The organism is Pseudomonas sp. BMS12 (assembly GCF_001592875.1).
GTDB lineage: Bacteria > Pseudomonadota > Gammaproteobacteria > Pseudomonadales > Pseudomonadaceae > Aquipseudomonas.
The window spans coordinates 165,641-188,506 of sequence record NZ_LSOF01000004.1 but is presented as its reverse complement, the minus strand read 5'-3'; the positions used below and the strand labels follow the sequence as shown (position 1 = coordinate 188,506).

General features: G+C 64.8%; 29 protein-coding genes. 16 read left to right on the top strand and 13 right to left on the bottom strand.

Annotation, left to right across the window (positions count from 1 at the left end; all coding sequences use genetic code 11):
* Positions 1 to 556 precede the first annotated feature (556 nt).
* The gene (locus AYB31_RS03230) at positions 557 to 1,690 is read left to right on the top strand and encodes an acyltransferase family protein (RefSeq protein WP_068825728.1); all 1,134 of its coding nucleotides are present in this window, start codon (positions 557 to 559) and stop codon (positions 1,688 to 1,690) included.
* A 70-nt stretch (positions 1,691 to 1,760) separates the two neighbouring features.
* On the opposite strand, the gene AYB31_RS03225 is transcribed toward AYB31_RS03230, so the two are convergent.
* The 5 genes from AYB31_RS03225 to AYB31_RS03205 form a co-directional block, all read right to left on the bottom strand.
* Positions 1,761 to 2,141, bottom strand: coding sequence for an Ig domain-containing protein (locus AYB31_RS03225; RefSeq protein WP_068825726.1), 381 nt, complete (start codon positions 2,139 to 2,141; stop codon positions 1,761 to 1,763).
* Between the two features lie 24 nt (positions 2,142 to 2,165).
* Entirely contained in the window at positions 2,166 to 2,732 is a 567-nt protein-coding gene (locus tag AYB31_RS03220; protein ID WP_153020629.1) for a hypothetical protein, read from the bottom strand.
* A gap of 84 nt (positions 2,733 to 2,816) precedes the next feature.
* On the bottom strand, positions 2,817 to 3,635 hold the full coding sequence (locus tag AYB31_RS03215) for a tetratricopeptide repeat protein (RefSeq protein ID WP_068825724.1): 819 nt from the start codon (positions 3,633 to 3,635) through the stop codon (positions 2,817 to 2,819).
* 83 nt (positions 3,636 to 3,718) lie between these two features.
* The gene (gene ampC / locus AYB31_RS03210) at positions 3,719 to 4,864 is read right to left on the bottom strand and encodes a class C beta-lactamase (RefSeq protein ID WP_068825722.1); all 1,146 of its coding nucleotides are present in this window, start codon (positions 4,862 to 4,864) and stop codon (positions 3,719 to 3,721) included.
* On the bottom strand, positions 4,857 to 5,561 hold the full coding sequence (locus AYB31_RS03205; RefSeq protein WP_068825720.1) for a glutathione S-transferase N-terminal domain-containing protein: 705 nt from the start codon (positions 5,559 to 5,561) through the stop codon (positions 4,857 to 4,859). The genes ampC and AYB31_RS03205 overlap by 8 nt, the downstream gene beginning before the upstream one ends.
* 236 nt (positions 5,562 to 5,797) lie before the next feature.
* Between AYB31_RS03205 and AYB31_RS03200 the strand changes: the two genes are divergently transcribed.
* Both AYB31_RS03200 and AYB31_RS03195 read left to right on the top strand, forming a co-directional pair.
* Positions 5,798 to 6,544: a substrate-binding periplasmic protein gene (locus AYB31_RS03200; protein ID WP_068825718.1), complete on the top strand. Its 747-nt coding sequence runs from the start codon at positions 5,798 to 5,800 to the stop codon at positions 6,542 to 6,544.
* An 89-nt stretch (positions 6,545 to 6,633) separates the two neighbouring features.
* Positions 6,634 to 7,071, top strand: a complete 438-nt coding sequence (locus AYB31_RS03195; RefSeq protein WP_068825716.1) for an HIT family protein — start codon at positions 6,634 to 6,636, stop codon at positions 7,069 to 7,071.
* A gap of 105 nt (positions 7,072 to 7,176) precedes the next feature.
* Here the strand turns inward: AYB31_RS03195 and phoA are convergent, their stop codons facing one another.
* Positions 7,177 to 8,613 carry an alkaline phosphatase gene (phoA, locus tag AYB31_RS03190; RefSeq protein WP_068825714.1) on the bottom strand — a complete coding sequence of 479 codons (1,437 nt, stop codon included), beginning with the start codon at positions 8,611 to 8,613 and terminating at the stop codon, positions 7,177 to 7,179.
* A 185-nt stretch (positions 8,614 to 8,798) separates the two neighbouring features.
* Positions 8,799 to 9,425 carry a cysteine hydrolase family protein gene (locus tag AYB31_RS03185; protein ID WP_068825712.1) on the bottom strand — a complete coding sequence of 209 codons (627 nt, stop codon included), beginning with the start codon at positions 9,423 to 9,425 and terminating at the stop codon, positions 8,799 to 8,801.
* Between the two features lie 124 nt (positions 9,426 to 9,549).
* On the opposite strand from AYB31_RS03185, the gene AYB31_RS03180 reads away from it, so the two are divergent.
* A complete protein-coding gene (locus tag AYB31_RS03180) occupies positions 9,550 to 10,500 on the top strand; it encodes a GlxA family transcriptional regulator (RefSeq protein WP_068825710.1) in 951 nt (316 codons plus the stop codon).
* Positions 10,501 to 10,554: 54 nt separating this feature from the next.
* Here the strand turns inward: AYB31_RS03180 and AYB31_RS03175 are convergent, their stop codons facing one another.
* Positions 10,555 to 10,821: a DUF2790 domain-containing protein gene (locus AYB31_RS03175; RefSeq protein WP_068825708.1), complete on the bottom strand. Its 267-nt coding sequence runs from the start codon at positions 10,819 to 10,821 to the stop codon at positions 10,555 to 10,557.
* Positions 10,822 to 11,086: 265 nt separating this feature from the next.
* Complete coding sequence (locus AYB31_RS03170) at positions 11,087 to 11,353, bottom strand: DUF2790 domain-containing protein (protein ID WP_068825706.1); 267 nt, start codon at positions 11,351 to 11,353, stop codon at positions 11,087 to 11,089.
* Positions 11,354 to 11,656: 303 nt separating this feature from the next.
* Between AYB31_RS03170 and AYB31_RS03165 the strand changes: the two genes are divergently transcribed.
* Together AYB31_RS03165 and AYB31_RS03160 are read left to right on the top strand one after the other, a co-directional pair.
* On the top strand, positions 11,657 to 12,103 hold the full coding sequence (locus tag AYB31_RS03165; protein WP_068825704.1) for a 3-isopropylmalate dehydratase: 447 nt from the start codon (positions 11,657 to 11,659) through the stop codon (positions 12,101 to 12,103).
* Between the two features lie 56 nt (positions 12,104 to 12,159).
* Positions 12,160 to 12,462: a hypothetical protein gene (locus tag AYB31_RS03160; protein WP_068825702.1), complete on the top strand. Its 303-nt coding sequence runs from the start codon at positions 12,160 to 12,162 to the stop codon at positions 12,460 to 12,462.
* On the opposite strand, the gene AYB31_RS03155 is transcribed toward AYB31_RS03160, so the two are convergent.
* Together AYB31_RS03155 and AYB31_RS03150 are read right to left on the bottom strand one after the other, a co-directional pair.
* Positions 12,453 to 13,175 carry a substrate-binding periplasmic protein gene (locus AYB31_RS03155; RefSeq protein ID WP_068825700.1) on the bottom strand — a complete coding sequence of 241 codons (723 nt, stop codon included), beginning with the start codon at positions 13,173 to 13,175 and terminating at the stop codon, positions 12,453 to 12,455. The two genes, AYB31_RS03160 and AYB31_RS03155, sit on opposite strands and share 10 nt — an antisense overlap.
* An 87-nt stretch (positions 13,176 to 13,262) precedes the next feature.
* Positions 13,263 to 14,183: a LysR family transcriptional regulator gene (locus AYB31_RS03150; protein WP_068825697.1), complete on the bottom strand. Its 921-nt coding sequence runs from the start codon at positions 14,181 to 14,183 to the stop codon at positions 13,263 to 13,265.
* A 117-nt stretch (positions 14,184 to 14,300) separates the two neighbouring features.
* On the opposite strand from AYB31_RS03150, the gene AYB31_RS03145 reads away from it, so the two are divergent.
* Together AYB31_RS03145 and AYB31_RS03140 are read left to right on the top strand one after the other, a co-directional pair.
* Entirely contained in the window at positions 14,301 to 14,744 is a 444-nt protein-coding gene (locus tag AYB31_RS03145) for a carboxymuconolactone decarboxylase family protein (RefSeq protein WP_068825817.1), read from the top strand.
* A gap of 44 nt (positions 14,745 to 14,788) precedes the next feature.
* On the top strand, positions 14,789 to 15,004 hold the full coding sequence (locus tag AYB31_RS03140) for a hypothetical protein (protein WP_068825695.1): 216 nt from the start codon (positions 14,789 to 14,791) through the stop codon (positions 15,002 to 15,004).
* On the opposite strand, the gene AYB31_RS03135 is transcribed toward AYB31_RS03140, so the two are convergent.
* Together AYB31_RS03135 and AYB31_RS03130 are read right to left on the bottom strand one after the other, a co-directional pair.
* Positions 14,993 to 15,604 carry a LysE family translocator gene (locus AYB31_RS03135; RefSeq protein ID WP_068825693.1) on the bottom strand — a complete coding sequence of 204 codons (612 nt, stop codon included), beginning with the start codon at positions 15,602 to 15,604 and terminating at the stop codon, positions 14,993 to 14,995. The genes AYB31_RS03140 and AYB31_RS03135 overlap by 12 nt on opposite strands.
* A gap of 62 nt (positions 15,605 to 15,666) precedes the next feature.
* Positions 15,667 to 16,305 carry a LysE family translocator gene (locus AYB31_RS03130; RefSeq protein ID WP_068825691.1) on the bottom strand — a complete coding sequence of 213 codons (639 nt, stop codon included), beginning with the start codon at positions 16,303 to 16,305 and terminating at the stop codon, positions 15,667 to 15,669.
* A gap of 414 nt (positions 16,306 to 16,719) precedes the next feature.
* Between AYB31_RS03130 and AYB31_RS03125 the strand changes: the two genes are divergently transcribed.
* From AYB31_RS03125 to AYB31_RS03090, 8 genes are all read left to right on the top strand, one after another.
* Positions 16,720 to 17,844 (top strand): beta-ketoacyl-ACP synthase III, encoded by a 1,125-nt coding sequence (locus AYB31_RS03125; protein WP_068825689.1) that lies wholly within the window; start codon positions 16,720 to 16,722, stop codon positions 17,842 to 17,844.
* A gap of 45 nt (positions 17,845 to 17,889) precedes the next feature.
* Positions 17,890 to 18,492 carry an RNA polymerase sigma factor gene (locus AYB31_RS03120; protein ID WP_068825687.1) on the top strand — a complete coding sequence of 201 codons (603 nt, stop codon included), beginning with the start codon at positions 17,890 to 17,892 and terminating at the stop codon, positions 18,490 to 18,492.
* On the top strand, positions 18,486 to 18,716 hold the full coding sequence (locus tag AYB31_RS03115; protein ID WP_068825685.1) for an anti-sigma factor family protein: 231 nt from the start codon (positions 18,486 to 18,488) through the stop codon (positions 18,714 to 18,716). Before AYB31_RS03120 ends, AYB31_RS03115 begins: the two co-directional genes overlap by 7 nt.
* A 106-nt stretch (positions 18,717 to 18,822) precedes the next feature.
* A complete protein-coding gene (locus AYB31_RS03110) occupies positions 18,823 to 19,116 on the top strand; it encodes an HvfA family oxazolone/thioamide-modified RiPP metallophore (protein ID WP_068825683.1) in 294 nt (97 codons plus the stop codon).
* An 8-nt stretch (positions 19,117 to 19,124) separates the two neighbouring features.
* Positions 19,125 to 19,952 carry an HvfB family MNIO-type RiPP peptide maturase gene (locus tag AYB31_RS03105; protein WP_068825681.1) on the top strand — a complete coding sequence of 276 codons (828 nt, stop codon included), beginning with the start codon at positions 19,125 to 19,127 and terminating at the stop codon, positions 19,950 to 19,952.
* On the top strand, positions 19,949 to 20,653 hold the full coding sequence (locus tag AYB31_RS03100; protein WP_068825680.1) for an HvfC family RiPP maturation protein: 705 nt from the start codon (positions 19,949 to 19,951) through the stop codon (positions 20,651 to 20,653). The genes AYB31_RS03105 and AYB31_RS03100 overlap by 4 nt, the downstream gene beginning before the upstream one ends.
* Before the next feature lie 25 nt (positions 20,654 to 20,678).
* Positions 20,679 to 21,275, top strand: a complete 597-nt coding sequence (locus tag AYB31_RS03095; protein ID WP_068825678.1) for an HvfX family Cu-binding RiPP maturation protein — start codon at positions 20,679 to 20,681, stop codon at positions 21,273 to 21,275.
* Between the two features lie 190 nt (positions 21,276 to 21,465).
* Positions 21,466 to 22,755, top strand: coding sequence for an OprO/OprP family phosphate-selective porin (locus tag AYB31_RS03090; RefSeq protein WP_068825676.1), 1,290 nt, complete (start codon positions 21,466 to 21,468; stop codon positions 22,753 to 22,755).
* Positions 22,756 to 22,866 lie beyond the last annotated feature (111 nt).

Below are 22,866 nucleotides of genomic sequence, written 5' to 3'. Positions count from 1 at the left end.
GCCGGCCCCTTACACAACGATTCTGCTCACCCTTCTGAAGGGGGCGTTTGGAGTTGCCTGACAGTCTCGCGTGATTTCGTGGGAGCGGCTCCAGCCGCGATAAGGCCAGCACCATTGCCGAACAGCCAGAAATACTCGACGCCAGCGCTTCTGGTAGGAGGAGCCTTGGCCGCTACACAAGCCCCGCAGTTGCCAGCAGTCCCGGCCAAGGCCCCTCCTACAGCTGTGCTTTGCCATCTCCGAACAAGCTCCCAAGCACCTCGGAGCCCAAACCCCATCGTGACGACCCTCGGAGCAGCACCGGAGGGAGGGAAGTCTGGCACGGCCAGACCCGGATGCCGGGCGCGCTTTCTCTTTGGTTACTTTCTATTTGCGCGTGCAAATAGAAAGTAACTCGCCGTGCAAGGCGAAGTCTGTAGGTAGGGCCGAGGAAAGTGCGGCGATTAAGAGTTGATTACTGGTCGCCAAAAAAGTGGTCTGTCCCCTATTGACCTATCAAGGGATGCGCGGTTGACGGCAAAGTGCGACCATTGCGCACCTCAATAATGGGCAGAGGATGCTCACCGTGGTACGCATCACACGAGACCAATCCCTTCAGCTTGACTCCATCCGGGCTTTCTCTGCCCTCATCGTGCTGTTCGGTCATACAAATCAGACGTTACTGCTACCTACACTCCAGAAGGGGGCGACCGTCGTTGGTTACTTCACTCAGCTTTCGGTTATGGTCTTCTTTGTTCTGAGCGGCTTCCTCATCGGGAAATCGGTCTACAACAATTCAGCCAAGAACGGCGCTTTTGATATCGTGCGGTATGGTCGAGACCGAGCGCTCAGGCTGTACCCTCCGCTTATCGCGGCGTTGGCACTGATGGTCCTGATCGCGGCCGTTGTACCACTGTTCTTTCCATCGGGAACCCGTTCTCTACTGTCCATCCCAGGCGTCACATTCGTGCGTTCCGAGTACACGGTAGTCGCCAAAGAACTGTTCGGTGCACTGGCATTCCTTAACGGATTCAAAACCAATACGCCCACTGTCAACGGCCCGCTCTGGAGCTTGTCTTACGAAGCCTGGTACTACGTTTTGGCAGGAGCGCTGGCGATATGGCCCACTCGGAAATGGCTTGCGGTTGCTCTGTTGCTAGTCACGCTATCCGTCACTCGCAAAGTCTCGCTGTTTTACATCCTAGCGCCCGTATGGTTTGCAGGCTTTGCGCTTGCATTCATCCATCAGAGCAAGCCAGAGATGAACAACCGATTGTTTAGCCGCCTATTCATCCTCATGACAGGCGTCATGGCGGTGACTGTCGTCTGGGTATGGCTGCAGAGCTCACCACCAAAACACGTGTGGAGTGATCCGCTCAATTATTTCCGTCTCTCCTCTGGCTTATGGTTCGCGTGCTACCTAGCGATGATCATGGGCGGGGCGACCAGGTTTCCGGCGTGGTTTCATGGTCAGGCAAGCTACTCGTACACGCTGTACGTAATACATTTCCCAATCATGCTGTTCGTTCTTGGGGTATCACAGCTATACATCTATGGCTCGCTACCAAGATCGCTAGCCATCTCTGCTCTCACGATTACCCTCTCAATTGCGTTAGCAAAGCTGATCGCACGCTTTGCAGAAGACAAGAATGCCCTCAGGGCAGCCACCACAAGCGTCAACAGAATGATCGTCAGAAAATGGAAAAGCTAATCACTCTTTTCCTCGCCAGTGCGGAGCAGTAGGCGCATTGGGAATCCTTTCTTGTGGCGGTGATAGTGCGTCAGGGCTTGATGTCGATCCGGTAGCGGCGCTGCGCTTGCTGGCCAGTGCACTGGGTGCCGTAGGTGCGGGCCTGGATCAGCAGCTCGTAGTGGCCTGGCTGTTGCGGTGTGCCGGTGATGAAGGCGTGGCGATCACGCGGCTCGTAGCTCAGGCTCAGCCCCGGCGGCAGCGCGCCTTCGTCTGCCACGCCTATCACATAGGGCGGGGCGGTGGCGCCGAGCAGTTCGACACCTTCGGCATAGGGCTGGCCGACCTGCCCGGCGGGCAGGCTCTCGGGCAGCAGGACCGGGTCCTGGCGCAGCAGGCAGGAGCCGAGGATGAGTACCTCGCAGCCACCGAGCAGAGGCAGCAGGGCCAGTGCCAGCAGGGTTCTATGCATGTTCGGGCCTCCTTGCCCGGGTGTTCAGTTGAGGCGGTAGCGCGCCAGTTCCTGGGCGCTGAGCACCTTCATGCGTTGCGGTTCGATGGCCTGCATGTCGGCGGCGAGGTTGGGTGCCACGCCCATCTCGCGCAGGTAGCCGGCCGGGTTGTAGGGCATGCCGGCGCGGCTGGCCTGGGCCGATTCGCCGGCAGGGTAGTGCGGGCGATGGATGCCGACATAGCCGCGCACGGTCTTCTTGCGCCCGGCGGCCAGCAGGTAGACGCAGCTGCCCTGGCAAACGCCGGTCGAGGGCACCAGGGCATCGAAGCCGGTTTCGCGCAGTAGGCGGCCCATGCGGATGGCCTCGGCGGTGCTGCCGCCGATGCTGTCGAGCAGCACGATCTTGCGGGCGAACTGGCCGGGCTGGCCGCGCAGGCCCTTGAGCAGGGCTTCGTAGTCGCCGGGGGCGATGTCTTCGGAAATCTTGGCGACAAGGACGCGGCCGAGGGGCTTCTGTTCGCCGGCTTCGACTTCGACCTTGGCGAAGCCGGGGCTGGCGCAGAGGATGCCGAGGCAGAGCAGGGCGCTGCGCAGGAGGGTACTACTCATGGTGCGGGTGGTTCTGGCTGGGGGCTCGATGGCCGCTGAAGATACCTGCAGCGGCGCCCGTGTGCATCTACTGGATACGGCGGGTCATTGTTCCACCTGGGCGACACTGTCTGGGCAGCGGGCCTCGGCGTCGCTCAGTTGCCGTTTGAGCCAGTTCTCGGCACGGGTGTACCAGGCGCGGTCGCTGTCGTCGAGCCAGACGATGGCGTCTGCATCGCCGCCCGCCGCGGCCTTTTCCAGCCACAGGTGGCGCTGCTCCTGATCGCTGGGCATACCGCGACCATAACTGTAGGCCTCGCTGAGGACGAACTGGGCGCGGGGGTAGCCGGCCAGGGCCGACTTGCACAGCCAGCTCAGGGCTTTGTTGTCGTCGCTGGCGAAGTGGGCGCCGCGCTCGTCGCCTCCGGCCAGGTCCTCGCCACCGCGCTGGTCGCTCCAGTACTGCTCGGCGAGGAGGAACTGGGCTTGCCGGTCAGCCTGTTTGGCAGCCAGTTCGAACCAGTGCATGGCGTCCATGCGCTGTTCTTCATCCGGGTCGCGCGCCAGCAGGTAGCTGCCCATCTCGCGTTGGGCCGCGGCCACGCCAGCCACGGCGGCCTGCTCCAGCCAGTCGCGGTACAGGGAGCGTTCGCCGGCATCGGCGGTGGCGAGGTACATCTCCAGCAGGCGTGCGTCGACGCTGCGGTCCCCCTGGCTGGCGGCCATCTGGTAGTAGTAGCGGGCGAAGGTATCGACCCCCTGACTGTCGTAGTAGCGGGCCAGATCGCGGCTGGTACAGCTGTCGCCCTGTTCGGCCCGCTGGCCGAGCTGGTGCAGGTCGTCGAAATCGGTGAGGGGCGGGCAATCGGCCGCCTGCGCCTGCAGGCCGAGGAGGCTGATGGTGAGAGCTAGGGCGAGGCGCATTGGGGTTCCTTGCTGTTGCGGTGGGCTTCCTGCCGAGGGGCTGACCTTAACCAGCGCGGTGGCGTGGCACAAGGGCGCGGGTCTCACAGGCCGTCGAGTATCTGCAGCGCCGCGCGCACCCGTGCCGCGTTGGGGTAGTTGCGGTTGGCCAGCAGCACGATGCCGACCTGGCGCGCCGGGACGAACAGCGCGTAGGCGCCGAAACCGTTGGTGGAGCCGGTTTTGTTCAGCAGCATCTGCTCGGTCGGCGCCAGTGGCGGTTCGAGGCGCCGGGCGTTGTGCGGCTCCAGGGCCATGCTGGACGAGTTGCCGGCCAGCAGGCGTTGCTCCGTGACCGGGTAGGGGTAGCGCTCCCAGCCCAGGCCCTGGGTCATTTCGCCGATCTGGTAGTAGCCGTGCTGGGTCGTGTCGATAGCCTGGCGCAGGGCCGGCTCCAGGGCGCTGGCGTCGAGGTTGGCGGCGACGAAGTGGAGCATGTCGCTGGCATCGGTCTTCACCCCGTAGGCCTCGGCGGCCAGCATGCCGGGGTTGACCCGTACCGGGCGGTTGTCGCGGTCGTAGCCTTGGGCGTACTGCGCCATTTGCGCGGCGGGCACCTCGATGTAGCTGTGCATCAGGCCGAGCTTGGGAAACAGGGTTTGTTCCAGCAGTTGCGCAAAGGGCTGACCGAGGCTGCGTGCGCTGAGCAGGCCGAGCAGGCCGATACTCGGGTTGGAGTAGCGGCGCTGACCGGCGGCGCCGTGCGGCACCTGCCAGTTGCGGTAGTAAGCGAGCATGCGAGGCTCGTCGCTGACCTCGTCAGGGAACTGCAGTGGCAGGCCGCTGGCGCTGTAGGTGCCCAGTTGCAGCAGGCTGATGTGATCGAACTGGCTGCCGCGCAGAGCCGGCAGATGGCGACTGGCCGGGTCGTCCAGGCTCAACGCGCCCTGCGCCTGAGCGTAGGCGGCGAGGGTGGCGGTGAAGGTCTTGCTCAGCGAGCCGATCTCGAACAGCGTGTGTAGGGTGACCGCCTGCCCGCTCTCGCGGGAGGCGACGCCGTAGCTGAAGTAGTGCGCCTGGCCATCGCGATGGATGGCGACGGCCATGCCCGGGATGTCGTGGGCGGCCAGCAGGGGCTGGATCACCGCATCTACCCTGGCCTGCAGCGCGTCCGTCGGGGCCCCGCTGGCGCTGGCCGTGGCCAGCAGCACAGAGGCTGCCAGCAGTCTGTGCCAGCGGACTTCAGCCACGGGCGGGGATACCTAGGCCGCGTTGCACCGCCGGACGGGCCACGAAGCTGGCCAGCACGCGCTGCACATTGGCGAAACGCTCGAACCGCACCAGCTCGCCAGCTTCGTAGAAGCCGATCAGGTTGCGAACCCAGGGGAAGGTGGCAATGTCGGCGATGCTGTATTCGCTGCCCATGATCCAGTCGCGGCCTGCGAGGTGCTTGTCGAGCACGCCGAGCAGGCGCGCCGATTCGGCCACGTAGCGGTCACGCGGGCGTTTGTCCTCGTAGTCCTTGCCGGCGAACCTGTGGAAGAAACCGAGCTGGCCGAACATCGGGCCGATGCTGCCCATCTGGAACATCAGCCACTGGATGCACTGGTAACGCGCGGCGGCGTCCTGCGGCAGCAACCGGCCGGTCTTCTCGGCCAGGTAGATGAGGATGGCGCCGGACTCGAACAGCGCCAGCGGCTCGCCATTCGGGCCGTTGGGGTCGAGGATCGCGGGGATCTTGTTGTTCGGGCTGAGGGAGAGGAATTCCGGCGACATCTGGTCGTTGCTGTCGAAGCTGACCAGGTGCGGTTCGTAGGCCAGGCCCAGCTCTTCGAGCATGATCGACACCTTGACGCCGTTGGGCGTGGGCAGCGAATAGAGCTGCAGGCGTTCGGGGTGCTGAGCCGGCCATTTGCCGGTGATGGGGAAGGCGGACAGGTCTGGCATGTGAACTCCCGGGAGCTGGCTGGGCGGTCAGGATAGCCGGCATTGCCGGCCAGGTCATGTGCCGGGCTGGCGGCGCAGGCTCTGCGTCGCAGGTTGCCGCGCCGCATGAGTGCGCCAATTGGCGCATGGCATTTCCTGCTCTGCGCACTAGAATCAGCTCCGACCCGGGGCCGTGATGAGTACCGATCTTGCAGATAGCCGCTGTATGCCGTTCCGCCAGGCTGACGCATTTGCGCATGCTGGCGCTGCTATTGCTCGGTTTGCCCGGCATGGCCCTGGCTTGTGAAAAGTCCCTGCGCTGGGATAGCGATCCGCCCTTCAGCATGGCCAGCGACGATGGCACGGTGCACGGCATCGATGTCGACCTCAATCGCGAAGTGCTGCGGCGCTTGGGCTGCACCACGCACCTGCGCAAGCTGCCCTGGGCGCGGGCCCTGAAGGAGCTGGAGCTGGGGCGCCTGGACATTCTCCCCGGAGCTTTCAGGAAGCCCGAACGCGAGCGCTATGCCTACTTCTCCGGCGCGGTGCTACCGCCCTCGCGCAACATCCTGTTCATGCGCCGCGAGGCGCACCAGCGCTGGCCGGTGCGCAGCCTGCTGGAGCTGCGCCACGGTGAGTTCCGTCTGGGCGCGCAGATCGATGTGGCCTACGGCGAGGACTACCAGCAACTGATGCGCGACCCGCAGTTCGCCGAGCGGGTTTCGTTCAACAGTCAGCGTCTCAACCTGTGGCGAATGATCGAGCATCGCCGTATCGACGGGCTGATCGCCGACGAGCACAGCGGCCGTTACGAGCTGCGCCAGTTGGGCCTGGACAAGCTGATCGAACCCACCGAGGTGGTGGTTTCCAGCGAGGCGGCGGAGGTGGCCTTCAGCAAGAAGAGCACGCAGCCGAACTTCGTCCAGCGCTATGCCAAGGCCCTGGGTGAGGTCGTCGCCGACGGTAGCTATGCGCAGATCGTGCGGCGCTATATCGGCGACTGAAGTGCACTCTTCGCGCGCGTCGGGATTCTGCCCGCCGGCAGAAGCCGGTATGGTGCGCTGCATCGAACCAAGGTCACTGGAGACACCCGATGAGCCTGCATGGCAGCTATGACCCCCAGAACATCTTCGCCAAGATCATTCGTGGTGAAGCGCCCTGCTACAAGCTGTACGAAGACGAGGACGTGCTGGCCTTCCTCGACCTGTTTCCGCAGTCCTACGGCCATTGCCTGGTGATTCCCAAGCATGCCGAGGCCCGCAATATCCTGGAGATCGACGACGCCAACCTGGCCAAGGTGATGGCCGTGGTGCGCAAGCTGACCCAGGCCGTGGTGGACGAGCTGGAGCCAGCCGGAGTGCAGGTGGCGCAGTTCAACGGCGCACCGGCGGGGCAGACGGTCTATCACATCCACGTGCACATCGTGCCGCGCTATGACGGTGAGCAGCTCGGCATCCACGCTGCCCACCAGGCGGACGCCGAGCAGCTGCAGGCGCTGCAGGCGCGGTTGGTCAAGCGTATCGCCGGCTAAGCGCCGTCGCGGCAGAAACAACAACGCCGCGTCCCGTCAGGGGCGCGGCGTTTTTCATGTGCGAGGGCAGGGCCAGGGGAGGGAGCCCTGCCTAGCACGGGCCGATCAGTTCTTGCTGTTCATCGCATTGCGAATGGTGAAGAACAGGTCGGTCTGGTCGGTCAGGCCGGTGACATTGGCGGCTTGCGGGCCGTATGCGGCGATGCGCAGCTGGCTACCGGTGTGCTCCTGGGAGGAGCCTTCCGAGTTGCCGTAGCTGATGGCCATCGGCGCACCATCCTTGGTGGTCAGCAGTTGGGTCAGGCCGGGCGCTGCGGTATCCGGCGCGACGATCTGGCTGGAGTGCGCGTGGTCGGCGGTGACGATCACCAGGGTGTGGCCATCGGCCTTGGCGAAGGCCAGAGCCTTCTGCACGGCTTCGTCGAGATCGACGGTCTCGCCGATCTGCCCGCACGGGTTGGCGGCGTGGTCCTGCTTGTCGATGGACGCGCCTTCGACCTGCAGGAAGAAGCCCTTGGAGTTGCCTTTCAACAGTTCGATGGCCTTGCCGGTCATGTCGGCTAGGGTCGGTACGTCCGCACTACGTGCCGGATTGCTTTCGCAGGTCACGGCCGGCAGGTCGAGGTTGCCGTGGTAGCTGGCCTTTGGGCCGAGCCAGCGCACCGGCATGTTGCCCTGGGCGAACAGGCCGAGCACGGGTTGCTTCTGGTTGGCCTTGCGTACCGCCTTCAGCTGGCTCAGGTCTTCGACAATCGTGAAGCCGCGCAGCTGTGCCTGCTCGCGCAGGGTCTTGCCAGCCCATTTGCCGGCGGTGGCGGTTTCGGCGAAGGTCGCGGCGCCGCCGCCGAGAACTACGTCGGGACGCACGTTGAGCATCTGCTCGGTGATCGAGCCGAGGCCGCCGTTCTCCAGCGCATTGCTCGGGCACTGCACGCTGGTGGCCTTCGGGCCGTAGCACTTGCGGCCGGTGACGTGGGACATCTGCGCCGCCGGGGTGGCGTCCTGGATTTCCGCGGTGGAGACGTTGCCGGTGGCCTTGCCCATCTGCTTGGCAATCTCCAGCAGGGTCTTGTGCGGTTTCTCGTGGATATCCACGCCGAGGGCGCCGTTGTAGGTCTTCACGCCGCTGGACCAGGCGGTGCCAGAGGCGGCCGAGTCGGTCACGTAGTCCGGCAGGCCGCTGTCCTTGTGCAGGGCGTAGTGAGTGTACTGACCGGTGACCGGCAGGGCGTCGATGCCCTTGAAGAAACCACCGGCACCCAGCGCATAGTTGCGCGCGATGGTGATCTCGGAGTCGCCCATGCCATCACCGATCAGCAGGATCACGTTCTTGGCGGTCTTGTCGATCAGCTGGGCACGCAGGGCGTCGGTCAGCTCGGCGCGCACGCGGCTGGCGCCGCCGAACTGGGTGATGTCGCCACGGGCTTCACGGTTCATCAAGGCCTTGGCTTCGCGCGCGTCGTCGGCGAAGGCCGGAGCGGCGCTGCCGAGGATGGCGGTGGAGATGGCGATGGAAAGAGCCAGCGGATAACGGGTGCTCATGCGGATAGTCCCTGTGCAGGTGGTTGTGGGTGCGTTCGGGACTACGCCAGCGTCTCTTGCCTGGCCCCGGAAAGGGTGGAGCAAGGCGACCTTACGGAGGGCAGGTTAAAGGGCGGTGACAGGATGTGGAGCAAATGTGCAAATGTGATGAAGCCCGCACGGCGAGTGCGTGCGGGCTTCCCGGTTCAGCGGGTTTCCAGGGCGCGGCGATTGGACAGATAGATGTTGTCTGGCTGCGGCACCTCGCCGGTGTGCAGGGCCTTGAGCCAGTCGGCGGTACTCAGCACGGCGGCGAAGCCGGTGTGCATGACCACGCTGAACACCCGGTGGATCTCCTCGGCGCTGGCCGCGCCGATGGCGTTGCGGTAGGACGGTGAGCCGGCGGCATCGTGCAGGAACTCGACCTTCCAACCTTGGTGATGGGCCTGGCGCACGGTGGAGTCGTTGCAGTTGTGGGTCATGTAACCGACCACGCTGAGGGTGTCGATTCTCTGTTGCTGCAGGTAGGCGGCCAGGTCGGTGCCGGCGAAGGAGCTGGCCATCTGCTTGCGGATGAAGTGGTCGCGCGGGCGCTCGACCACCACGGGGTGCAGCTCGGCGCCGGGGCCGCCACTGGCGAAGAGCGGCGCACTCGCCGGCAGCAGATGTTGCACCACGATCACCGGGATGCCGGCGGCGTGGGCGGCATCCATGGCGGCGGCGATATTGGCCAGGGACTGTTCGATGGGCGGGTATTCGATGCGCAGGTTGCCGGTGACGTATTCGTTCTGCACGTCGATGACGATCAGGGCGCGTTTGGGTTGAGCTTGCATGCTGGGTTCCTCGGTGCGGGTTGGCGTTGGCAGCGATTGTTCGCCCGCCGCGGTGTTCGGTGTGAGTGGCCCGTACGCCAGCTTGCGCTAAGATCGGGCCAAGTCATTGGCCCGGAGCAATGCCATGCCCGCTCACCGTATCGCCGTGGTCGCTTTCGAGCAGATCACGCCTTTCCACCTGTCCGTGCCGTGCCTGGTATTCGGCGAGTTGGGCCCGGGCGCCGATCTGTACGAGTTGCGGGTGTGTGCGGCAACGCCGGGCAGGCTGGGCACCACGGCCGGCTTCGATCTGCAGGTGGCGCATGGCCTGGAGGCCCTGGAGTGGGCGCAGACGGTGATAGTGCCGAGCTGGCATGACCCGGCCGAGCGCCCGCCGCAGCCGTTGCTCGATGCCCTGGTGCGTGCCCATGGGCGTGGTGCGCGCCTGGTCGGCCTGTGTCTGGGCGCGTACGTGCTGGCCGAGGCCGGCCTGCTCGATGGCCGCCGGGCCACGACGCACTGGGCCTGGGCACGCGAATTTGCCGAGCGCTTTGCCCGGGTGACGGTGGACGCCGATGTGCTCTATCTGGATGACGACGGGCTGCTGACCTCGGCAGGCACCGCCGCCGGCATCGATTGTTGCCTGCACCTGCTACGTCAGCAGCAGGGCGCCGAAGTGGCGAACCGGGTGGCGCGCCGCCTGGTGGTGCCGCCACATCGTCAGGGTGGCCAGGCGCAGTTCGTCGAGCAGCCGCTGCCGGCCACCGCGCGGGATGGCCGCCTGGCCGACCTGCTCGACTGGGTGCGAGCTCATCTCGATCAGGCCCATAGCCTCGACAGCCTGGCCGAGCGGGTGCTGATGAGTCGGCGCACCTTCACCCGACACTTTCGCCAGCTCACCGGCAGCACCCTGGGCGACTGGCTGCTGGCCGAGCGTCTGGCCTTGAGCCAGCGCCTGCTGGAAGGCACCGAGCAGAGCGTGGAGGCGATCGCCGCGCTGGCCGGGTTCGGCTCGCCGGTTTCGCTGCGCCACCACTTCGGTCGCGCCTTCGGCGTCTCGCCCAGCGCCTGGCGCCACAGTTTTCGCGGCGCCTGAAGGCAATCAGGCCAGGGGCGCGGCTGCGGCCCTGGCCTGCTGGTCTGGCGGGTTTCAGCCGTTCTGGTTGGTCTTGCCGCCCCATTCCAGATAGCGCAGCTTGTGCACCTCACCGAGGCTGTCGCGGTAGATCACGATGGTCGGCACCACGCCAGTCTTGTCCGAGTTGTCGGTACGCTGCAGCACGCTGGCAATGTCCAGTTGCATGCCATAGTGGTAGTCCACGGCCGGAATGTGCGCGCCAATGTCCTTGACGGGATCGGCGAAGACCTGCGGGGCGAGGCTGGAAATCACGGCGGAAACGATGGATGCGATTTTCATACGAGTGTTCTCCCGTCAATTGTCTGGATGAGGTCAACGCGAAGCTCTGCAGCCTGTGTACACACTCGGACGGGGTGCGGGGCGCTGCGGCAGCGTTCTGCGATTCGCTCTACGGGGCTAATCAAACCACCGCTCGCCGGTGCCGAAGAAATCGATGGTTCTGCTAATAGGCATCAACCGCGTCGATGTCGGCGCAGGTTGCGTGACGCCCACACGCAACGAGGCCGGGGTCGCTTGCACAGCCCCGGCCTCGTTGATAGGTGTGTCAGCCATTCTGGTTGGACTGACCGCCCAGCTCCAGGTAGCGCAACTTGTGCACTTCGCCCTGGCTGTCGCGGTAGGTCATTACCGTCTCTACCACGCCGGTCTTGGCCGAGTTGTCGGTGCGTTGCAATACCTGGGCGATGTCCAGGTGCAGGCCGTAGTGGTAGTCCACCACCGGAACGCCGGCGCCGACTGGGGCGGCTTGGTCGGCGAAGGCCAAAGGCGAGAGGCTGGCGATTACGGCGGAAAGGATTGCGGTGGTTTTCATGCTCATTTCTCCTGTCAGTGGTTGGGCAAGGGAGGCGGGGAAGCTGGCGGCGGATGTGCCGGTCGTGACGACGGGCGGGACGCTGCGGCAGGGCTTCGGCCCGAATCGCTCTCACGGGGCCAATCAAACCATTGGGGCGCGGCGCGCAGAAATTGAGGCCCCTGCTATTGGCTATCGCTGCGGTCGATATATGCCGTTACACCTGCGCGGCAGCTTGGCGCACGCAAAAGTTGGCAGGGCTTGAGCACCGGCTTCTTAGCGCCAATACTGCAGCGACCCCACGCACGCCCAAGGAGGGCTTCCATGCGTTCGTTCCTCGCCGTACTTCCCCTGGTTCTACTGGCTGGTTGCTCCTCGTTCCGTCCCGACCCCGAGAACATCACCGCGGTCCCCAGCGACCGTTTGCTGGCCTACCAGGAAGAACGCCAGAACGGTGGCCAGCTGATCGTCAACCGTGACATGGGCCTGATGGGCGGTGGCTGCTATGTCGCCATCGAAGTGGATCGCAAGCTCGCCGCGCGCATCGGCATGGCCGAGGTGGCCAGCTTCCAGGTGCCGGCCGGCACCCGCGTGCTGGGCCTGACCCTCGACCCGCTGGACGACACCCTGTGCGGCATGGGGCGCTTGCACAAGGAGCTGGCGGTGAAGGTGGAACCCGGCAGCGTGCATTACTTCCATGTGGTCAGCGAAAACCGGGTCGGTTTCGATCTGCGTCCGGATGACAAGCCGCCGCAGGTTCTGGCGCAGTGACGAGCAGCCGCGTGCTTGGCCCTGCTGGCCAATTGCGCATAGCGAGGAATATTCATATGCAGCGCTTCCAGCGATTGGTTCTCTGGGCCTTGCTATTGCCCTGTCTAACTGCCAAGGCCGGGGAGTGGCCGCCAGAGGTCAAGAACACCTTTCGCCAGAGCTGCATCGACAGCGCCAGCAAGCCGCTGGGCAAGCAGCGCGCCTTGCTCTATTGCGACTGCACGGTGCAGCGCATCGCGCGCGACTTCAGTACGGCGGAAATCGCCGAGCTGGAGAAACCGCAGCTGCCCGAGGGGCTGGTCAAGCGCCTGCAGCAGGTTTCCCAGCAGTGCCTGGGGGAGTTCGGCGCTCAGCGGTAGCGGGCCAGGATGGCATCGAACTCGCCGTCCTGACGCATCTGCACCATGGCCCGCAGCAGCTTCTGGGTGGGGACGTCCGGTTCGTCGCGCACCAGGCAGGAAACCAGGTCGGCGGCGAGCTCGCCGAGCGGACGCAGGCGCTGTTCCTGCTGCTGGCGGCGATTGAACCAGTCCAGGGTCAGTTGATTGCTCACGGCGAAGCGGTAGCGTCCGGCTTCGAGCTTTTCCAGCACCTGTTCCTGGGTGCGGGCATCGTCGCGCTGCACCAGGCCGCTGGCGATCTGCGGCTCCAGCGTGGGGTAGATGAAGCCCAGTACCGTGCCGATGCGCTCGCCGCTATGGCTGCCGGGCAGGGTGTTTTCGCTCTGGCGGGTGACGATCAGGTCGCGCTGCACCATGAACGGCAGGCTCCAGATGTACTGGTAATGGGACTCCTTGACCCAGGCCGGGTTGACGTAGCAGCGCACGTCGATCTCGCCGCGCTCCAGTATCTGCTGCACGCGCTGGCGCGGCAGCACGAGTTGTTCGGCACGTCGGCCGACCTTCTGCGCCAGGCGTTTGTGCAGGTCGTAGAGGATGCCGCCGGCGGCCTGTCCCTGTTCGTAGCGCATCAGCGGCATGGCCCAGCTCTCGGTGACCGAGAAGCGCAGCGCACGCTCGGCGGCGAAGGTCGGGTGGCACAGCAACAGCAGGATGGCGGCGAATAGGCGCATGCAAGGACCGGGTGGTACAGCGGGTGGGCAGGGCGTGCACAGCTTACCCAAGAACGTCGCCCTCGGCTTGCTGCGATGCGGGCGCTTTCAAGGCGCTGTCCGCCACAGCGGGTCTTCGGCCATCAGCGCGGCGGCCCAGTCGACGAAGGCACGTACCCGCGCCGACAGGTGGCGCGAGTAGGGGTAGACCAGGCTCATGTTCATGCTCTCCAGGCGCCAATCCGGTAGCAGCTCCACCAGCCGGCCTTCGGCCAGCGGTTGCTGTGCCTCGGCGCTGGGCACGGTGACGAAGCCCAGGCCGGCCTCAGCCGCAGCCACATAGGTGCCGCCGCTGTTGAAGCGCATGGCCGGTTCCTGCTCGATGACGAAGCGCTCCTCGCCGCGTCGCAGCACATTGACCTTCTGTCGCCCGCTGGCGGGGTAGATGAAGGCCAGGTAACGCAGCGCAGCGAGGTCGCGCGGGTGCTGCAGCGGCGGTTTGTCCGCCATGTAGGCGGCCGAGGCGCAGACGGTGAAACGCATCTGCCCGATGGGTTTGCAGACCAGGTCCGGGTCGTGCACCGGGCCACCGCGGATGGCACAGTCCACTCCTTCCTGCACCAGGTCGACGACCCGCTCGCTGCAGCCGACGTCCAGGCGGATCTGCGGGTAGTGGGCGACGAAATCGGGCAGGGCGGGGATGACCAGGAAGCGGCCGACCGGAGTGGGCATTTCCACCCGCACCCGGCCCCGGGCCAGGCCGCGGTTCTGCGACATCGTGGTTTCCAGCTCGTCGAGGTCGTCCAGGACGGCGCGCGCGCGTTCGTAGTAGGCACTGCCATCGGTGGTCGGCGACACGCGGCGGGTGGTGCGGTGCAGCAGCTTGACCCCGAGCTGTGCTTCCAGGGCCGCCACTTGACCGGACACCGTGGTCTTGGCCAGGCCCAGGGCCTCTGCCGCGCGGGTGAAGCTACCGAGTTCGACGATACGGCAGAAGGCGCGCATCGCTTCCAGGCGGTCGAAGGCCATTGTCCGTTTCTCCGCACAATGTTTACGTTGCTGGCTAATTTATCTTGCAATGGCTGATCAATACAGTGGCAACCATTCCCGATACGACATCGGGCCACTTGCGGAGAAATCGCCATGATGACCAGCCAGCGCAACAACTATCACCAGACCGCCCCCCACGTGTTCAAGGCCCTGTATGCCCTGGAGCAGACCCAGGCCGCCTTCTCCCTTGAGACCTCGCTGCGCGAGCTGGTTAAGGTTCGCGCCTCGCAACTCAACGGCTGCGCCCTGTGCCTGGACATGCACGGCGCCGAGGCGCTGAACCACGGCGAGTCCGCCCGCCGCCTGCTGGCGCCGGGTGCCTGGGAAGATGCGCCGTTCTTCAGCGAGCGCGAGCGTGCCGCCCTGTTGTGGACCGACAGCCTGACCCTGCTGGCCGAACGGCATGCTCCGGATGCCGTGTACGAACAGGTGGCCGCGCAGTTCGATCAGGGCGAAATCGCCGAGCTGACCCTGGCCATCGCCACCATCAACGCCTGGAATCGCTTCGGTGTCGGCTTCGCCATGCAGCCGACGAAGTGAGGAATGGCCTCACGTCATTGTCCGTTTACCTGTGGGAGGTCGCCATGCTGCATGCCGTGCTGATCGAAACGAACCTGGACGAGCCCGCTCTGCGTCGGTGCCTCGGGGCGCCGGATGCACCCCGCGAATGGCGGCTGGAGGCGCAGGGCGGACGCTGGTTGTTGTGGCTGGATGAGTCGGAGGCCAGTGCGCGCCAGTGTGGCGCGCTGTTGGCCTGTGCCGGCGTGCGGCGTCTGGCTTTCGTCGGTTCAGCGGGTTAGTGGCAGTGCAGCGCCCATGGCGGCGAACAGCCCGCCGCAGCAGCGGTTGAAGCTGCGCCCGGCACGCTCCAGCCACGGCCGGGTGCGCTGTGCGGTGCGGGCCAGCAGGTACTCCACCAGGCCTTCGACCAGGGCGAAGGTGGTGGCCATGATCGCGAACTGTAGCCAGAGGCTGCGCGCCGGGTCGAGAAACTGCGGCAGGAAGGCACCGTAGAACAGGATCACCTTGGGGTTGGACACGGCCGACAGCAGGCCCTGGCGAAACAGTTGTGCGGCCGGACGCGGGTCGCTCGCCTGCAGGGGTGTGAGTTGCAGCGCCGGCGAGCGCCACAGCTGGATGCCGAGCCAGATCAGGTAGGCGCCGCCGAGCCACTTGAGTACCAGCAGGGCATGGGCCGAGGCCTTGAGCAGGGCGGCCAGGCCGAACATCGACAGCGCCATTAGCAAGACGAAGCCGAGCACGCCGCCACTCACCGTCCACAGGGTACGGCGGTGACCGTACAGCGCGCCGTGAGTCAGGGCGAGCAGGCCGTTGGGGCCTGGGGTCAGGGCCAGGCCGATAACTGCGGTGAGGTAGATCAGCCAGGTGTGCAGGGCCATGGTGCTTTTCTCGGTTTATGGATGGATCGACGCTAACGGCTGGTCGATGGATGTCACAAGTCTCAGACCCGCTCGGCCAATGCCAGCTTCACGCCGAGCAAGGTAAACAGGCCGCCGGTGCAGCGCTCCAGCCACAAGCCGACGCGCCGGCCGACCTGCAGGCGTTGCTGGGCGAAGGTGGTGGACAGTGCCAGCAGGTGGCACCAGAGCATGCCGTTGAGATTGAAGATGGCGCCCAGCAGGAGGAAGGCCAGCGCCTTGTGTTCGGCGTCCGGGCTGATGAACTGCGGCACGAAGGCGAGGAAGAACAGCGCAACCTTGGGATTGAGCACGTTGGTCAGGAAGCCCTGGACGAAAATGCGCCCGTAGGGCAGGGCCGGCAGCGCGGGCGCGCTTGGCTCGACCGTCTCCTTGCGCTTGGCCAGCAGCATGCCGATGCCGATATACAGCAGGTAGGCGGCGCCGATCAGCTTGACCAGCATGAACGCCGTGGCCGAGGTGGCGAGCAGGGCGGACATGCCCAGCGCGGCGGCGACTATGTGCACGCAGGTGCCGGCCCCTATGCCCAGCGCCGCCGCCGAGCCGGCGCGCCAACCCTGGGTGGCGCTGCGCGCCATGATCAGCAGTGAGTCCGGGCCGGGAGCCATGTTCAGCAACAGGCCGGAAACGACGAACAGGGCGAGATCGTGGGTGCCAAGCATGGTGGGCTCCTTGCCGTGAGAGTGGCGATTCTGCTGGTTCTGGAATGGTCGGTCAAAAATTGCCTGGGCTGGCTATTCTGAGTCGACAAAAGCGCGGGCCTGTTCGGCGCTGTCCGAGAGTCGACTTTATTGTTCGATATCGGCCTGTTTGCCGATTTTTACTGTAATAAACCTGTGTCTTTGCTGCTTTTACGAGCATCTTTACAGGAGCGCAAGTGTCCATGCCGCCAATCCGCTGCCTGTTTGTGATGGCAGCACCAGATGTCTGGCTGTGGCAAACTCTGCGCCTTGCTGCACGGTGCCAAGCTGCCTGATTCTCTAGCCGCACCTGCAACCGAATTTGTGCCCTGGCCTCGCTGCCGGGTGCCGTCGATCCGTCAGCCGCCTGCGGCGATACAAGAAGAGGAATGTCCCGTGCACAACGCCGTAATCAGTGGCACTGGCCTGTATACCCCGGCTAACAGCATCTCCAACGAAGAGCTGGTGGCTTCCTACAACGCCTACGTTCAGCTGTTCAACGCCGAAAATGCCGACGCCATCGAGCGTGGTGAAGTCGAGGCCCTGAGCGAGTCGAGTGTCGCCTTCATCGAGAAAGCGTCCGGCATCAAGAGCCGCTTCGTCACCGACAAGGACGGCATCCTCGACCCTCGGCGCATGACGCCGCGAATCCCCGAGCGCTCCAACGACGAGTGGGGCATCCTCTGCGAGATGTCGGTCGCGGCGGCCAAACAGGCTCTGCAGTGCGCCGGGCGTACGGTCGAGGACATCGATGGGGTGATCGTCGCCTGTTCCAACCTGCAGCGTGCCTACCCGGCCGTGGCCATCGAAGTGCAGGCGGCCCTCGGCATCAATGGCTGGGGCTACGACATGAACGTGGCCTGTTCCTCTGCCACCTTCGGTATCCAGGCCGCGACCAACGCCATTGCTACCGGCCAGGCGCGCACCGTGCTGATGGTCAACCCGGAGATCTGCACCGGCCACCTCAACTTCCGTGACCGCGACAGCCATTTCATCTTCGGCGATGCCGCCACCGCGGTGATCATCGAACGTGCCGACCAGGCCACTTCGGCGCACCAGTGGGACATCGTCGGCACCAAGCTGCTGACCCAGTTCTCCAACAACATCCGCAACAACTTCGGCTTCCTCAACCGCGCGGCGGAAGAGGGCATCGGTGCCAAGGACAAGCTGTTCGTTCAGGAAGGCCGCAAGGTCTTCCGCGACGTGTGCCCGATGGTGGCCGAGCTGATCGGCGCGCACCTGGCCGAGAACCAGCTCAATGTCGGTGACGTGAAGCGCTTCTGGCTGCACCAGGCCAACCTCAACATGAACCTGCTGATCGCCCGCAAGCTGCTGGGCCGCGATGCCGAAGCGCACGAGGCGCCGGTGATCCTCGACACCTACGCCAACACCAGTTCGGCCGGTTCGGTGATCGCCTTCCACAAGCACCAGGACGACTTGCCGAGCGGCGCGCTGGGCGTGCTCAGTTCGTTTGGCGCCGGTTACTCGATCGGTAGCGTGATCCTGCGCCGAAAAGCCTGATACGCGGGCGCCATCACGGCGCCCGAGCCTTGCCTGGAGCTCCACATGGATGAACAGCAGCTGCTGGCCCGCCTGCTGGCCGGTGACCAGCAGGCCTTCCGCCTGCTGGTCGGCACCTATCAAGGCGCGATGCGCGCGGTGGCCTATGCCATCGTCGGCAGCCGCAATGCCGATGAGGTGGTGCAGGACGCCTGGCTGGCCGTGGTGCGCAACCTGGCCGGTTTCCAGCAGCGTTCCAGCCTGAAGACCTGGCTGCTGACCATCACCGCCAACACTGCCAAGAGCCGGCTCAAGCAGCAGCGTCGCGAGCCGCTGCTGGACGACCTGCCGGCGCCGCACGGCAGTGTCGGTACCGAACGCTTTGCCGAGGATGGCCACTGGCAGACCCCGCCCAGTCAGTGGGAACAGGACACTCCCGAGGCCCTGCTGGCCGAGGAAGAGTTGCGCGAGTGTCTGGAAAAGACCATCGCCAGCCTGTCGGAGCTGCAGTCCAGCGTGTTGCTACTGCGCGAGCGTCAGGGCCTGGAATTGGAGGAGATTTGTAATCTTCTCGACATCTCGCTCTCCAATGTCCGGGTGCTCTTGCACCGTGCCCGGCTCAAGGTGTTCGCCACCCTGGAGCATTTCGAGGAGACCGGCCAATGCTGAGTTGTAAGGAACTGGTAGCCCATTCCAGCGATTATCTCGACGGCCAGTTGCGCCTGCGCGAGCGCATCAGCGTGCGCGCCCATCTGGCGATGTGTCGCCATTGCCGACGTTTCATCCGCCAGATGAAGCTGAGCCAGGCGGTGTTGCGCCAACTGCCGGAGCGGCCGGTGCCAGAGCTGGACGCCTTGGCCGAGCGCCTGGCGCAGCAGCGTCGCGAAGGCTGAGCGAGAAAAATCCCACCTGTGCTGTAACGCCGCGCGACCTTCTCCGTCTAGTGAGGCATAGGGGCCGAAAAGCCCCTGGATTGCCAATCACAACCGGAGAAACTCCATGAAACAACGCAATACTCTAGCCATTACCCTCGGTGCCGCCCTGCTGAGCAGTGCCTTTGCTGTCCAGGCTGGCAGCAATCCCTTCGCGGCCCAGGAGCTGAGCAGCGGCTACAGCCTGGCGGCTCACGAAAAGGATCACGAAGGCTCCTGCGGCGAAGGAAAGTGCGGTGCCGAGATGAAGGGCGAAGCCAAGGCTGCCGAAGGTAAATGCGGTGCCGAGGCAAGCGGCACCGACAAGGTCGCCGAGGGCAAGTGCGGCGAAGGCAAGTGTGGCGCGGACAAGACCGAGTAAGGTCGGCCATGCTCACGAACTTCGTCGAGGGCGCGGGCCTTGGCCTGCGTCGCGGCCTGCTGGCGGCACTGCGTGATGACCCGCCCGAGGCTCGGCTGGATTTCCTCGAGATCGCCCCGGAGAACTGGATCGGTGTAGGTGGCCGTTTCGGTCGCCAGCTGCGCGAGCTGAGCGAGCACATGCCGTTTCTCTGTCATGGCCTGTCGCTCAATCTGGGTGGCACCGCGCCGCTCGACTTCGAGTTGCTGGGCGCCATCAAGGGCTTTCTCGACGAGCACGGCATTCGTGGCTACAGCGAGCACCTGTCGGCCTGCGCCGACGACGGCCAGCTCTACGACCTGATGCCGTTGCCCTTCGACGACGAGACGGTGCGCCGGGTGGCCGCGCGCATCCGTACCGTCGAGCAAGTGCTGGAGCGGCCGCTGATCATCGAGAACGTTTCCGCCTATGCGCGCCTGCCCGGTGCGCTGGACGAGGTGCAGTTCGTTCGCGCCGTGCTGGAGGAGGCCGATTGCCGGCTGTTGCTGGACCTCAACAATGTCTTCGTCAACGCGCACAACTTCGGCTTCGACGCGAAGGACTATGTCGCGGCCATGCCGGGCGAGCGCATCGCCTACCTGCACATGGCCGGGCACTTCGACGAGAGCGCCGAGCTGAAGATCGACACCCACGGCGCGCCGGTGTGCGACCCGGTGTGGGCGCTGCTGGCGCACTGCTACGAGCGGCACGGCGTGCGTCCGACCCTGCTGGAGCGCGACTTCAACTTCCCTCCGGTGGCCGAACTGTACGCCGAGGTTGCACGCATTCGCGGCCTGCAGCAGGAGGCCGGGCAATGAGTCGTGCCGATCAGACGCGCTTCGCCGCACGTATTCGCGATCCACAGGGCGTGGAGCTGCTACCTGGCGTCAGCACTGCGCGGATGGCGGTCTACGAGACGCTGTTCTTCAACAATCTGGAGGGGTTTCTCAGCGGCGGCTTTCCGGTGTTGCGCAGTCTGTTTAAGGACGCGCGCTGGCAGCGGCTGGTGCGTGCCTTCTTGAGCCAGCATCGCTGCCGCACACCGTACTTTTTGCAGATCGGCGCGGAGTTCGTCGACTGGCTGGCGGAGGCTTTCGTCGCCGAACCGGGCGACCCGGCGTTTCTTGCCGAGCTGGCGCATTACGAGCGGGTCGAACTGGCCTTGGAGGTGGCGGTCGACGAGCTGCCCGAGCTTGGTTGGTCACCGCTGGCCTGGCCACTGGCCTATGCCTGGCCGGTGCAGCGCATCGCTGCGGATTTCCAGCCTGCCGTTGCACCGGCCGAACCGACCTGCCTGCTGGTCTGGCGTGATCGCACGGACAAGGTGCGCTTCCAGCAGCTGTCCGCCTTCGCCTATCACCTGGCGCTGCGCCTGCAGGCCGGCGAGGCGAGCTGCGAGGCGCTGCTCGACCTGGCCGAGAGTAATGGCCTGGCCGCCGACAAACACTACTTCGCCAATGCCCGCGCGCTGCTGGATGACTGGCAGCGCCAGGACATCTGGTTTCCCCCCGCAACCTGACGCTTCGCCGCACATGGAGACTCCCATGCTGACCCTGTTCAACCGCCTCCAGGACTGCCTGGACGCCACTCGCCGTCTCGACTTCATCGGCCCGTTGCTGTTGCGCCTGTATCTGGTGCCGATTTTCTGGATGGCCGGCACGCACAAGCTGGCCGATATGGAGTCGACCATCGCCTGGTTCGGCAATCCGGACTGGGGTCTTGGCCTGCCATTCCCGGCCCTGCTGGCCTGGCTGGCGGCGCTGACCGAGGCGGGCGGGGCGATCCTGCTGCTGTTCGGCCTGGCCGTACGCTGGATCAGCATTCCGCTGATCGTCACCATGCTGGTGGCCATCGCCGCCGTGCACTGGCCCTATGGTTGGCAGGCGATTGCCGATCCCTCCGCGCCCTTTGCCAACGAGCGGGTGCTGGCCTCGGCGGAGAAGATCGAGCGGGCGCGGGAGATTCTCAAGGAGCACGGCAACTACGACTGGCTGACCGCCAGCGGCAAGTTCGTGGTGCTCAACAACGGCATCGAATTCGCCGCCACCTATCTGATCATGCTGGTGACCCTGTTCTTCGTCGGTGCCGGGCGCTGGTTGAGCATCGATCACTGGCTGGCGCGTGTCTGGCGTCGACGCTGAGGCTGCAGACAGCCGTCAGCCCAGCTCCGGCAAGGGCTGACGGCTTATTTCAAATAGAAGTAAAAAGTTCCTCTGTAATTAAACTTTCATGCTAAAGAAACTGGTCTGAAATAACCCCCCGCCAAGATTCCCCCCCAACACCAAGGGCCAGTGCCCAGTGTTTTCTAAAGACCAATAGGGGAATCCTTCAATGATCCGTAAGCACCTTGCCGGTTTCGTCGCCAGCGCCCTGGCCCTGGCCGTTTCCGCCCAGGCTTTCGCCGGTACCGTTACCACCGACGGCGCCGATCTCATGATCAAGACCAAGGGTGGCCTGGAAGTCGGCACCACCGACAAACAGTTCAGCTTCAAAGTCGGCGGCCGTCTGCAGGCCGACTACAGCACCTTCGACGGCTTCTACACCAAGGATGGCGATAACGCCGACGCCGCCTACTTCCGCCGCGCCTTCCTCGAGCTGGGCGGTGTCGCCTACGGCGACTGGGCCTGGCAGATCAACTACGACTTCTCGCACAACGCTGGCAGCGAGAGCGACGGCTACTTCGACGAAGCCTCCATCGCCTACAACGGCTTCTCCCCGGTACAGATCAAGGTCGGTCGTTTCGACCCGGAATTCGGTCTGGAAAAGGCCACCAGCTCCAAGTGGGTGACTGCCCAGGAGCGTAACGCCGCCTACGACATGGTTGGCTGGGCCAACGGTAGCGAGAATGGCATGGGTCTGCAGGTTTCCGGCAGTGCCATGGATTCCCTGTACGGTTCCGCCGGTGTATTCGCCAAGGACACCAACGACGAAGACGGTGAGAGCGTCAAGCAGTTCAACCTGCGCGGCGTGTTCGCCCCGATGCACGAAGCCGGCAACGTACTGCACTTCGGCGTCAACTACGCCCAGCGTGACCTGAACGACGTCGAGAACTACGACTCCTCCGTGAAGAGCCGCCTGGGCATCCGTGGCGTGGTCACCAACGGTGGTAACGATGCCGGTACCAACGGCAACCGTCTGGTGCTCGGTGGCCACAAAGGCAACTGGGGCGACGACAAAGCCTTCGGCCTGGAAGCCGCTGCCGCCTTCGGCCCGTTCTCCATCCAGGGTGAGTACATCAGCCGTACCCTCGATTCCAAGGACGCTGGCGTGGACGACCTGGAAGGCGACGGCTACTACGCTCAGGTGGCCTACACCCTGACCGGCGAAGCTCGCGGCTACAAGCTGGGCAAGTTCGACAGCATCAAGCCGGCCGACAAGGCCATTGGCGCCTGGGAAGTCTTCTACCGCTACGACTACCTGACCATGGAAGACGACAGCGTGGGTATCGACCCGAGCGACGACGTCGAAGGCAAGGTGCACAACATCGGCGTGAACTGGTACGTCAACGACTCGGTCAAGCTGAGCGGTGTGTACGTCAAGTCCAGCGTCGACAATGCAGAGAACACTGCTGGCGACGACGATGGCGACGGCATGGTTTTCCGCGCTCAGTACGTCTTCTAACTACAAGTTCTTCGCTGCTCCTTCTTGGCCCCGCCTCTGTGCGGGGCTTTTTCATTGCCGCTTCGCCGCGAGCCCATGCGGGCGATATAGTGCCGCTTTGCCCACGCCCGA

Bases quoted from the DNA above. Each gene is read 5' to 3' on its own strand.
- AYB31_RS03205 (WP_068825720.1), bottom strand. From the start codon at position 5,561: ATGCCAGACCTGTCCGCCTTCCCCATCACCGGCAAATGGCCGGCTCAG.
- AYB31_RS03120 (WP_068825687.1), top strand. From the start codon at position 17,890: ATGGATGAACAGCAGCTGCTGGCCCGCCTGCTGGCCGGTGACCAGCAG.
- AYB31_RS03170 (WP_068825706.1), bottom strand. From the start codon at position 11,353: ATGAAAACCACCGCAATCCTTTCCGCCGTAATCGCCAGCCTCTCGCCT.
- AYB31_RS03110 (WP_068825683.1), top strand. From the start codon at position 18,823: ATGAAACAACGCAATACTCTAGCCATTACCCTCGGTGCCGCCCTGCTG.
- AYB31_RS03090 (WP_068825676.1), top strand. From the start codon at position 21,466: ATGATCCGTAAGCACCTTGCCGGTTTCGTCGCCAGCGCCCTGGCCCTG.
- AYB31_RS03220 (WP_153020629.1), bottom strand. From the start codon at position 2,732: ATGAGTAGTACCCTCCTGCGCAGCGCCCTGCTCTGCCTCGGCATCCTC.
- AYB31_RS03185 (WP_068825712.1), bottom strand. From the start codon at position 9,425: ATGCAAGCTCAACCCAAACGCGCCCTGATCGTCATCGACGTGCAGAAC.
- AYB31_RS03175 (WP_068825708.1), bottom strand. From the start codon at position 10,821: ATGAAAATCGCATCCATCGTTTCCGCCGTGATTTCCAGCCTCGCCCCG.
- AYB31_RS03105 (WP_068825681.1), top strand. From the start codon at position 19,125: ATGCTCACGAACTTCGTCGAGGGCGCGGGCCTTGGCCTGCGTCGCGGC.
- AYB31_RS03215 (WP_068825724.1), bottom strand. From the start codon at position 3,635: ATGCGCCTCGCCCTAGCTCTCACCATCAGCCTCCTCGGCCTGCAGGCG.
- AYB31_RS03130 (WP_068825691.1), bottom strand. From the start codon at position 16,305: ATGCTTGGCACCCACGATCTCGCCCTGTTCGTCGTTTCCGGCCTGTTG.
- AYB31_RS03140 (WP_068825695.1), top strand. From the start codon at position 14,789: ATGCTGCATGCCGTGCTGATCGAAACGAACCTGGACGAGCCCGCTCTG.
- AYB31_RS03135 (WP_068825693.1), bottom strand. From the start codon at position 15,604: ATGGCCCTGCACACCTGGCTGATCTACCTCACCGCAGTTATCGGCCTG.
- AYB31_RS03100 (WP_068825680.1), top strand. From the start codon at position 19,949: ATGAGTCGTGCCGATCAGACGCGCTTCGCCGCACGTATTCGCGATCCA.
- AYB31_RS03165 (WP_068825704.1), top strand. From the start codon at position 11,657: ATGCGTTCGTTCCTCGCCGTACTTCCCCTGGTTCTACTGGCTGGTTGC.
- AYB31_RS03095 (WP_068825678.1), top strand. From the start codon at position 20,679: ATGCTGACCCTGTTCAACCGCCTCCAGGACTGCCTGGACGCCACTCGC.
- AYB31_RS03150 (WP_068825697.1), bottom strand. From the start codon at position 14,183: ATGGCCTTCGACCGCCTGGAAGCGATGCGCGCCTTCTGCCGTATCGTC.
- AYB31_RS03155 (WP_068825700.1), bottom strand. From the start codon at position 13,175: ATGCGCCTATTCGCCGCCATCCTGCTGTTGCTGTGCCACCCGACCTTC.
- AYB31_RS03145 (WP_068825817.1), top strand. From the start codon at position 14,301: ATGACCAGCCAGCGCAACAACTATCACCAGACCGCCCCCCACGTGTTC.
- phoA (WP_068825714.1), bottom strand. From the start codon at position 8,613: ATGAGCACCCGTTATCCGCTGGCTCTTTCCATCGCCATCTCCACCGCC.
- AYB31_RS03225 (WP_068825726.1), bottom strand. From the start codon at position 2,141: ATGCATAGAACCCTGCTGGCACTGGCCCTGCTGCCTCTGCTCGGTGGC.
- AYB31_RS03230 (WP_068825728.1), top strand. From the start codon at position 557: ATGCTCACCGTGGTACGCATCACACGAGACCAATCCCTTCAGCTTGAC.
- AYB31_RS03195 (WP_068825716.1), top strand. From the start codon at position 6,634: ATGAGCCTGCATGGCAGCTATGACCCCCAGAACATCTTCGCCAAGATC.
- AYB31_RS03200 (WP_068825718.1), top strand. From the start codon at position 5,798: ATGCTGGCGCTGCTATTGCTCGGTTTGCCCGGCATGGCCCTGGCTTGT.
- AYB31_RS03160 (WP_068825702.1), top strand. From the start codon at position 12,160: ATGCAGCGCTTCCAGCGATTGGTTCTCTGGGCCTTGCTATTGCCCTGT.
- AYB31_RS03180 (WP_068825710.1), top strand. From the start codon at position 9,550: ATGCCCGCTCACCGTATCGCCGTGGTCGCTTTCGAGCAGATCACGCCT.
- AYB31_RS03115 (WP_068825685.1), top strand. From the start codon at position 18,486: ATGCTGAGTTGTAAGGAACTGGTAGCCCATTCCAGCGATTATCTCGAC.